This is a genomic window from Colwellia sp. MEBiC06753, from assembly GCF_053470325.1.
This window is the reverse complement of sequence record NZ_JBQMTM010000049.1, coordinates 1-328: the sequence shown is the minus strand read 5'-3', so window position 1 is coordinate 328 and position 328 is coordinate 1. Positions and strand designations below refer to the sequence as shown.

Annotated in this window: 1 rRNA gene; it reads right to left on the bottom strand. The window is 42.1% G+C overall.

Features of this window, described 5'->3' with window-relative positions:
- Positions 1-5 precede the first annotated feature (5 nt).
- Positions 6-120, bottom strand: a 5S ribosomal RNA gene (gene rrf, locus ACOB82_RS17725).
- Positions 121-328 lie beyond the last annotated feature (208 nt).

Here is a 328-nt window from a genome sequence, read left to right as displayed (position 1 = left end):
TAGGTGCCTAGCGATGTCCTACTCTCACATGGGAACTCCCACACTACCATCGGCGCAGTTGCATTTCACTTCTGAGTTCGGCATGGGTTCAGGTGGTTCTACAACGCTATTGTCGCTAGGCGAAACTTTTATTTACCTGAAGCTTGTTCAAGTAAATCACAATTCGGAATACTGTATATATCTAATCTAATCAAGTGTACTCTAAGTACGTGTTATTCATTTCTGACTTGTCAGTCATCATACACACTTTATAGTAAAAACTACTTGGGTGTTGTATGGTTAAGCCTCACGGGCAATTAGTATCAGTTAGCTCAAGGCCTCACAACCC